7 protein-coding genes are annotated in these 8,329 nt (G+C 44.6%); 4 read left to right on the forward strand and 3 right to left on the reverse strand.

Annotated elements, in window-relative coordinates; all coding sequences use genetic code 11:
- Nucleotides 1-12: 12 nt before the first annotated feature.
- Nucleotides 13-756, reverse strand: coding sequence for a hypothetical protein (locus tag IQ270_RS11115; RefSeq protein WP_193973283.1), 744 nt, complete (start codon nucleotides 754-756; stop codon nucleotides 13-15).
- Nucleotides 757-829: 73 nt separating this feature from the next.
- Here IQ270_RS11115 and IQ270_RS11120 point away from each other — a divergent pair, with 73 nt between their 5' ends.
- From IQ270_RS11120 to IQ270_RS11135, 4 genes are all read left to right on the forward strand, one after another.
- The gene (locus tag IQ270_RS11120; protein WP_193973284.1) at nucleotides 830-973 is read left to right on the forward strand and encodes a hypothetical protein; all 144 of its coding nucleotides are present in this window, start codon (nucleotides 830-832) and stop codon (nucleotides 971-973) included.
- A gap of 1,059 nt (nucleotides 974-2,032) precedes the next feature.
- Nucleotides 2,033-2,743 carry a sugar transferase gene (locus tag IQ270_RS11125; protein ID WP_193973285.1) on the forward strand — a complete coding sequence of 237 codons (711 nt, stop codon included), beginning with the start codon at nucleotides 2,033-2,035 and terminating at the stop codon, nucleotides 2,741-2,743.
- 355 nt (nucleotides 2,744-3,098) lie between these two features.
- Nucleotides 3,099-3,617: a CDP-diacylglycerol--glycerol-3-phosphate 3-phosphatidyltransferase gene (gene pgsA / locus IQ270_RS11130; protein ID WP_193973289.1), complete on the forward strand. Its 519-nt coding sequence runs from the start codon at nucleotides 3,099-3,101 to the stop codon at nucleotides 3,615-3,617.
- Between the two features lie 169 nt (nucleotides 3,618-3,786).
- Nucleotides 3,787-5,238, forward strand: a complete 1,452-nt coding sequence (locus tag IQ270_RS11135) for a methyl-accepting chemotaxis protein (RefSeq protein ID WP_193973286.1) — start codon at nucleotides 3,787-3,789, stop codon at nucleotides 5,236-5,238.
- A 396-nt stretch (nucleotides 5,239-5,634) separates the two neighbouring features.
- On the opposite strand, the gene IQ270_RS11140 is transcribed toward IQ270_RS11135, so the two are convergent.
- The gene (locus IQ270_RS11140) at nucleotides 5,635-7,380 is read right to left on the reverse strand and encodes a diflavin flavoprotein (protein WP_193973287.1); all 1,746 of its coding nucleotides are present in this window, start codon (nucleotides 7,378-7,380) and stop codon (nucleotides 5,635-5,637) included.
- Nucleotides 7,373-8,002, reverse strand: a complete 630-nt coding sequence (locus IQ270_RS11145; protein ID WP_193973288.1) for a hypothetical protein — start codon at nucleotides 8,000-8,002, stop codon at nucleotides 7,373-7,375. Before IQ270_RS11145 ends, IQ270_RS11140 begins: the two co-directional genes overlap by 8 nt.
- Between the last annotated feature and the right edge of the window lie 327 nt (nucleotides 8,003-8,329).

Raw genomic sequence — 8,329 nt, forward strand, 5'->3', positions numbered from 1 at the left:
AATGGCAATAAATTAGACGGCGGTCAACGATCGTTCTGAAACAGCCGCCTTGCCAAACGGATTTTCGTAGGAATGAGTCTTGATGTAAACCAAAAATTCATTCACCAGTTCTGCAAAATAGTCAAAGGCGACATCAATCAACTCCATCGCTTGTTGGTGAATCTCCTCTGGCACTTCAATTTCTCTGATGGCTTGCAAAGAGGCTGGTGTATGGAGTGTGTGGGTATTTTCAATGTGATTGTGACACATACCAAAATAGCGGAACTCATGCCCAGTCATGGCTTGCAGTTGCATTGCCACCGGATTGGTTGCCCGGAAAAAAACATTGGCTGTGACTTCAGAAACCTCGATCGCCACCAGCTTCATGATCGGATCGGCTTGGTAGGTGTAGCGTTCAAACAGAGGAAGCATGGAGCGAGAGACCTTGGTGTGATCGCTCCAAATGAATCGTACAACATCGCTGAACGGCATGGAATAATTCATGCCCATCTTCTCCATGTCTTCCAGCAGCCATTGCCAATGAAAGTGTTCTTCATGAGTGTGCCGATTCACCATTTCTTGAATCTTGTTTGTCGTGGGTTCCTCTCGCAAAACCCGCTTGCACAACTCGCTGAACTCGAGCGCCAGTGGGGTAATCACTGGCGCAAATGCCAGTTTTTGCCGAGGTTCAACACTTTCATCTTTCATGTACTCGAAAAATGGCAACTCAGCAAACTCCTGATTTTTTTTCTCTATGATATCTAGAAGGTCTTTCATTTCAATTCTCCTGTCAACAAAAAGTGAGTAGTTAAGTGTAAGTATAGCTGAATTCAATCTCTTTAAAAATTTTTTGAATGTGGGGGTTGACCCCTCACCAAAAATTTCTGAAAGCGTCCTAAAAATTAATGGCAATGAGTCAATTGAACTCAGGCTGATGCGATCGCAACTGGGACTTTACGAAAAAGAGTGGAGGCACTTTGATAACCTGAGATAGATGGTAACTTAATTTTTTGTGATTACCATCCGCAAAACTACTGATTAGCAAACTGTAAAAACTACTAATTTAATATTCAGTATTCCCCCTTTTTAAGTAATTATACTGAGATTACTAATGGCTTTTAAGCTGTCACGCATTTAAATCGCATCTTCAGGGCGGGCGGGACACCCCACAAGATTTAGATTTTTTTTTGACATTCAATTTAAATGCAGAACAGCTTATCTATCTGAAGCACTTTAATAATTAGAGTACATCCTTGATATACTCCCCGACCTGAAGGTACGGGGATTCTAGCTTCAAGCAACACTAGCTTCCTTTAGTCGGATCAGTAGGGTGCGGCTCTTCGACAATCCCGGTTATTGATAGCTAAGTAGTAGCGACGCACCATACCACCATATAGGGGATGATATCAATTCCGGTTGCACTCCTCATGATGTTGACTGTTGACTGTTGACTGTTGACGGGCGGGTCGAAAAACTGAATTGTTGAGTGCTAAGTGTTGACTCGATTTGATTATTCCGATGCAGCCGGAAACGATATGAGTAACCCGGATTGATTATGAATCAACTTTTCGCTTGATGTTACAAAACTCAACATACTTGGCTTATAGCAATTGGGAAATATTGAATTCATAGCTGTATTCAGCAACGCCCAACGCCGAAAATTTGATTGAAAGGACTTTTGCAATTGAAGTGTAGTGGAACTCTCCCTGTCTTCCCCGAAGATTCCTAGCAGAAATTGGTTTTTTGGCGGCCAAGACTAACACGATTTGAGATTTGATCAGATTTGATCAGATTTGAAAGTGACCGATCGCTATCGATCCCAAGCTAGCGGGCCCGCGGTGGCATTCTTTTTTGCAGGCCAGGAATAAGTTTTGTATGTAAATTTACTTAACTTTACACAAAGATTATACGTTTTCACGGCAAATACACAGAAACTTTATAAAAGTGCGGCGGCTTTTTAAAGATTGTGCAAAGCCGAGAAGTTGATCTTCTCCAGATTTGGCGAGGCTCATAAGATGGACGTGATATCTTTTTGAAACTTGAGACCAATCAAATGAAAATTGCGATGGGTGCTTCTAAATCATCGGTATTGTCCGAAATGCTGTCCTTGTTTATTGCGAAACTTACTTACAAAGTTTGTGTATCGCAACAGCAGGTACACTGCTCCGTAACGAGCAAGGTGAAGCGGTCGATCGATATTTTGGGCTCGCTGCTGGGACTGGCAATTGCTGCTGTGGTGGCGGTGCCGGTGGCGGTAGTGATGCTGTTGGACAATCCGGGCCCGCTGCTGTACAGTCAAGTTCGCTGTGGCTTCAAAGGGCGGCATTTTAGAATGTGGAAATTTCGATCGATGGTTGTCGGTGCAGAAAAGCTCAAACATTTAGTTCCCAACCAAGCCAACGGTCACATTTTTAAGAATGACAATGACCCGCGCATTACCCGCGTCGGCCGCTTTTTGCGGTGCACGAGTTTGGATGAGTTGCCTCAATTCTGGAACGTGTTAGTCGGCGACATGAGTTTGGTGGGAACTCGGCCGCCAACTCCCGATGAGGTTGCTGGTTATGACGATTTTCACTGGCAACGTTTAAATGTCAAACCCGGCTTGACTGGGGAGTGGCAAGTCAACGGAAGGTCGGGAGTTAAAGACTTTGACGATATTGTTCGCATGGATATCGACTATCAGGGCAAGTGGTCTGTTTTCTACGACATCAGTCTGATTTACAAAACAATTTGGGTTGTATTGAGCAAAAACGGTGCGTGTTAATCTACCTGCTGTTTTGGGTTGTTAGTTTGTGGTGAGCGGCGATTAGATGAATCTTAAGCTAAAAGCTGTTTTGCTAAAAGTAAAACTGTTACAAAAAATGTTAAATTAAGGGCAATCTTTTTCCAAAAGATTGCCCTTAATGTTTGTTTATCTCCCTTGACTAATGACTGATGACTGATGACATCATTTCTGGTCGATTGCGATCGCAAAAACGGTTCGTTCGTCCTAGTGTGGACTTTAGTCCGCTCCCGGATTGCGGACACTGACTGACGCACTACAAACCAATTTTATCGTTGTCAATCGACCGGACACGAGATGACTAATGACTAATGACCAATGACTAATGACTTCTATGATGAACTTGCCTAATTCGATTACTTTTTCTCGCTTGCTGGGAGTGCCTTTTCTACTATACGGTTTGTACGACCCAAGCGCTCAAAGCCGCTGGATTTGCACTGCGATTTTTGTGGTTGCTGCGGCTACTGATTGGCTGGACGGCTATTTGGCTAGGAAGCTGAATCAAATTACCGATTTGGGAAAGTTTCTTGACCCTTTGGTGGATAAATTGTTGGTACTCGCGCCGCTTTTAGTGTTGATTGAGTTGGGTAAAGTGCCCGCTTGGGGAGTGTTTTTAATTTTGGGCAGGGAGTTGACAATTGCTGGCTGGCGTGTTAATAAAACTACGATTTCGGGAGCTAATATTTGGGGGAAGTTGAAGACTGTGAGTCAGATTGTGGCGATCGCACTTTTAATTGCTCCTCTGTCTGAGGCGTGGAATTTTCCGGCATTAATTGCTTTTTGGGTTTCTGTGGCTTTAACTTTGATTTCTGGGGCTATTTATCTGTGGCCGTCCAAGACCGCTGAGCAAAAGTAAGGATGGCGAATTAAATAACTTACAATTTTAATTGTTATTGTGGGATGGGCGTCCCGCTCTTCCAAAAAGGGCGTCCCGCCCATCCCACTTTCCTTGTGTAAGTTATTTAATTCTCATTCCCGATCAATAGCGCTGCTAGGAAACACTCTATTGCAAATTGGCAAAAACAATGAACTTAGGAATTCGGGCTAAATTGTTGGCTAGCTTTGGAGCTTTGACCGCTTTACTCGCAGTTGTCGGATTTGTGGGTTGGCGGAACACTGTTGCATTAGCGCAACATGCCGAGAAATTGTACGCATATCAAGTTAAGGGGACGGTGGCTCTAGCCAACTCAGAGTCAGCTTTATGGAAGCTGCGTTACGGCTTCCCACAGTTCATCGTTTTACCAGAGAGGCGATCGGACATTTTGACCGAAGAGCCCCAATTATACAAAATAATTGACGATAACCTGCGAGAATATGCCAGAGGTGAACTCACCGCAGAAGAGCAAGTTGCTTTCCGTCAGGTGCAAGATGCTTATCAAAGGTATATTGCAGCCAGACCTAAGTGGTTTGAGTTGGAGCAAGCAGGTAAACTTAAGGAAGCAGAAGATTATCGCGCAGCTACGACAACTCCTTTTGGTGCCGAAACAGTTCAGGCTTTTTCAGCACTAATCCAACTCCAGCGAAAAGTTGGCGAAACAAAACATCAGGAAATTGAAGCGAATATTCACGGTTTGACAGTTTTGCTAGTCTGTACTCTGATCCTGGCTTTGTTGTCCGCAGCATTCTTGACTGCGCTCGTCAGCCGGGATATTGTTAACCCGATAGTGCAATCTGTCAAAAAGATTGTTTCTTCTTCCATGCAAATTACTGCCGCAGTCGATCGCCAAGAATATACAATATCTCAACAAGCTAATGCTGTGAATCAAACGACTGCGACGATGAACGAGTTAAGTGTTGCGTCCTCCATGTCAGCCAACCAAGCAGAAGCATCAGCAGTCTCATCCCATCAAGCACTAACCCTAGCCGAGTCTGGAAATCAATCTGTAGAAAAGACGATGAAGGGAATATTAATTCTGCAAGAAAAAGTAGAGGCGATCGCCAAACAGATTGCATACTTGAACGAAAATACTGTTAAAATTAGTGGGATTTCTGAGCTGGTAGCAGATATCGCCAACCAAACAAATATGTTAGCTCTTAATGCTGCTGTAGAAGCAGTCCGTGCTGGGGAAAATGGCAAGGGTTTTGCTGTAGTCGCGACTGAAATTCGGCGACTAGCTGATGAAAGCAAACAATCAGCCGATAAAATTAATGTTCTGACTAAAGAAATTCAAGTTGCGATCGGCAACACGGTGACGGTAACGGATGAAGGTTCAAGAACCGCAGCACAAGGAATTGCACAAGCTAGGGGGACAACAGAAATTTTTGCCGGTGTCGCACAGGCGATAGACAAGGTATTTTTGAACAATCAACAAATTGCTCTGAATGCTAACCAACAGGCGCTCGCAATTCAACAAGTTCTCGAAGCAATGAACCATATTAACTTAGGAGCAACAGAAACTGCTACTAGCCTTGTTCAAGTTAAAGTCTGTACGGAACTGCTCAACCAAACCGCAACAGAACTAAATAAAATGTCTTAGTAGAAAGAAGTTCGGCAACGGATTTTGTAGCGGATGTAACGGATAAAAGAAGCCGTAGGGTGCGTCGCCATCGAAAAGCCCTAAAGAAAGATCGACAATCTAACAGATCCGCACCTGATGTACCTACAAACTTGAAAACCTTTTTATCTCTCGTTTATAGTAGAGGCCAGATCCCCCTCGCATCCCCCTTTCCAAGGGGAGTAGCGGTTGACGCAAGAGAGGAATCCTGCCCCTCCTTTCCAAGGGAGTAGCGGTTGACGCAAGAGAACAGTCTTGTTCCCCCGCGTTGGGAAGGGGGTACCAGGGCGATCTGGCCTTAACGGCCAAACAGCAGTCTCTGAATACCTTTGACCTTAAATTGACACGATTGAGGCAAATGGGTGTCCTAATCGCAGCTTAATAATGACTGCCAGATTTGCGGAAGTGCACGGCTGTCACCCCGTCATTTTTCAACAAATGACCGTTTTCAACTGCTGCATAAACTACCCAGTGATCGCCGCATTCCATTCGACTGATTACTTCGCATTCGAGATAAGCTAGAGCCTGAGTCAAAACCGGACAGCCGTTGCTAGCTTCTGTTGTTTCGACTCCGGCAAATCTGTCTTCTCCGGGAGCAAAGTTTTTCATGAAATACTTCCGCAACTGTCGCCCTTCTGCTAAGATGTTGAGCACAAATTTGTCTCCGGCGTACATCAAAGCTTCGATCGATCGATCTTTAGCCACAGCAATCGTCAAACCCGGAGGATTGAACGTTGCTTGCGACACCCACGAAGCCAGCATCGCACTCGTAAGATCCCCGCGCCTCGCCGAGACTACGCACAGCGAACCTACTAATCTTCCCACCGCTTGTTCCGTGCGATCGCTCCCAGCCACCAACTGCGGTTTCGGCGAGCGCAATTTTTGCGATTTGATCAAAGCTTGAGCAAAATCTGTACCCGCCTCTTTGCACTCGTAAATCGTCGCCGCCGTCGGCTTGAATTTCGCTCGAATCGGCTCAAATCCAATGCGATAGCCAGCATCTTTCAGCTTGTTTTCCACTAAGTCGATCGCCTCTCCACTCCAGCCAAAAGAACCGAAAACCCCCGCTAATTTGCTCTTAGCCGCTGTTGAGAGCACAATTCCCAAAGCAGTTTGAATTTGCGTCGGCGCGTGTCCTGCTAGCGTCGGAGTGCCGATGATAAATCCCGCGCATTTCTCGATCGCCTCTTGAATTTCTCCCGGTTCGGCAAATTCGCAATTGATAGTTTCTACAGCCACACCTGCTTTCGTAATTCCTTTGGCGATCGCCTGCGCCAAAGTAGCCGTATTTCCGTAAGCCGAAGCATAAAGCAGAGCAACTGTCAAGTCTTTTGAATTTTGTTGCTGGCTCCATTCCCGATACAAATTGCTCAATTCGTGGAGGCCGTAACGGACGATCGGGCCATGACCGGGAGCATAAAATGCTGTTGGCAAATCGGCTAATTTATCCATTGCAGTCAGCACTTGTTTCGCCTGAGATGCGTGCAGGGAGTCGTAATAATAGCGCCGATCTTCGCTGTAAACTGTCCACCCTTCATCGAATACTTGGTCGCCACAAACGTGAGAGCCAAAAAATTTGTCAGTGAAGGCAATTCTAGTTTGCGGATCGTAGGTACAAAGTTCATCAGGCCAGCGCGGAGTCGGAGTCGCAATGAATTTTAATTTGTGACCTTTACCTAAATCAAGAGTTTCTTCACCCCGAACAACCAGAATGTTTAATTCTTTTTCGGGAAAAGCCGATCGCAAACCAATCGCCGCTGGATTTGTACACACAAAAGCTATCTGTGGAGCCAATTCCAACAAAGATTTAAGCGTCACAGATCGATTAGAATTGAAATGCCCCAAAATCAGGTAATCCAGCTTTTTCAAGTCCACTCGTTTCTGCAAAGATTCCAGAAAATTTTGAGTGAAAGATTCTCCCGGGGGGTCAAACAAAGCAATTTTGTCAGCTTGAATGAGATAGCTGTTGGCTGTTGTCCCCTTTTGCAGGGAATATTCTACTTCAAATTTTAGTCTGTCCCAAGTGCGCGATCGCACTGCGGCGGTATCTGTGGCAATTGGGAGAAACTGCACGTCGCGGGGTTTGGTATTAGATGCGAGTTGAGAACTCAAAGTATTAATCATTAATTGCACCTATCAGAAACTGAACAACTGAACTTCTTTTGATTTCGTGCCAAAATTTGGTATTTACAATATCAAACTTTGCACCTTGAGCCTGTAGATTTGTATCCAGATCGGTCAAAAAATTCCTGGTTTGCAAATCCTCCCCAATTTGGATAAAGCTCACCCCAATTTCTTCATCTTTATCGATTTTATTTGCGGCACTGACAATAATTTCAGCGATAGCAGCGGTATTTTGTGGTTTTTTATCAAGGACTACAACAATTACTGCTCCTTTTTTCCCTTTCCCCTTTGTTTTGAGATTAAAATAATCACTAAAAGCTTTTTTCAGAGGTTCTCCCAAATTAATTTCAGTCTGGTTTACTGAATCCAGCTCCGTATTTTGTCGCTGCAAAATTTCAGCTAACCGAGCAACATTTGAATTTTTATACTTCCACATCGGAGTAGAAGCTTCATAAACGGTGATGCCGTCGCTGTCAAATTCCTGACATTTTTTGGCTAGGTCGATCAAAGATGCCTGTGCTTCTACCCACTCGTCATACCAAGGATGTTCTGGAACTCTGCTGCCATCGCTTCTGGCAATAATAATTGTGTAATCTCGATCTTCTAAAAGATTAGCAGGCATTGGCAATTTCCAGTAAAAATACACTCAGAATGAAAACAGTTTGCCCGGTCTACTTTTTTCGCCTGGTAAGGTGTTGCCCACCCTGACGCAGAGTAACAAAAGAAGAAAGAAAGAGAGAGAGAAATAAATAAAACCAACTGTTGAGGGCGTCTGGTGGGAAGTGCACGGATATCAAAATCCTAAAACCTTGAGAAATCTCATTTGTAGCTGAGCCAATCTCCCTCTAAATCCCCCTTAAAAAGGGGTAATTCGATCAATTCCGGTTCCCCCCTTCTTAAGGGGGGTTGGGGGGGATCGGGCATCGGATCTAAACGACATTTATCAGGG

The sequence above is a fragment of the Microcoleus sp. LEGE 07076 genome (assembly GCF_015207455.1).
Classification (GTDB): domain Bacteria; phylum Cyanobacteriota; class Cyanobacteriia; order Cyanobacteriales; family Microcoleaceae; genus Microcoleus.

Excerpts from the sequence above, each read along its gene's own strand:
- IQ270_RS11115 (WP_193973283.1), bottom strand. The coding sequence starts at position 756 with ATGAAAGACCTTCTAGATATCATAGAGAAAAAAAATCAGGAGTTTGCT.
- IQ270_RS11125 (WP_193973285.1), top strand. The coding sequence starts at position 2,033 with ATGAAAATTGCGATGGGTGCTTCTAAATCATCGGTATTGTCCGAAATG.
- pgsA (WP_193973289.1), top strand. The coding sequence starts at position 3,099 with ATGAACTTGCCTAATTCGATTACTTTTTCTCGCTTGCTGGGAGTGCCT.
- IQ270_RS11135 (WP_193973286.1), top strand. The coding sequence starts at position 3,787 with ATGAACTTAGGAATTCGGGCTAAATTGTTGGCTAGCTTTGGAGCTTTG.
- IQ270_RS11140 (WP_193973287.1), bottom strand. The coding sequence starts at position 7,380 with ATGATTAATACTTTGAGTTCTCAACTCGCATCTAATACCAAACCCCGC.
- IQ270_RS11145 (WP_193973288.1), bottom strand. The coding sequence starts at position 8,002 with ATGCCTGCTAATCTTTTAGAAGATCGAGATTACACAATTATTATTGCC.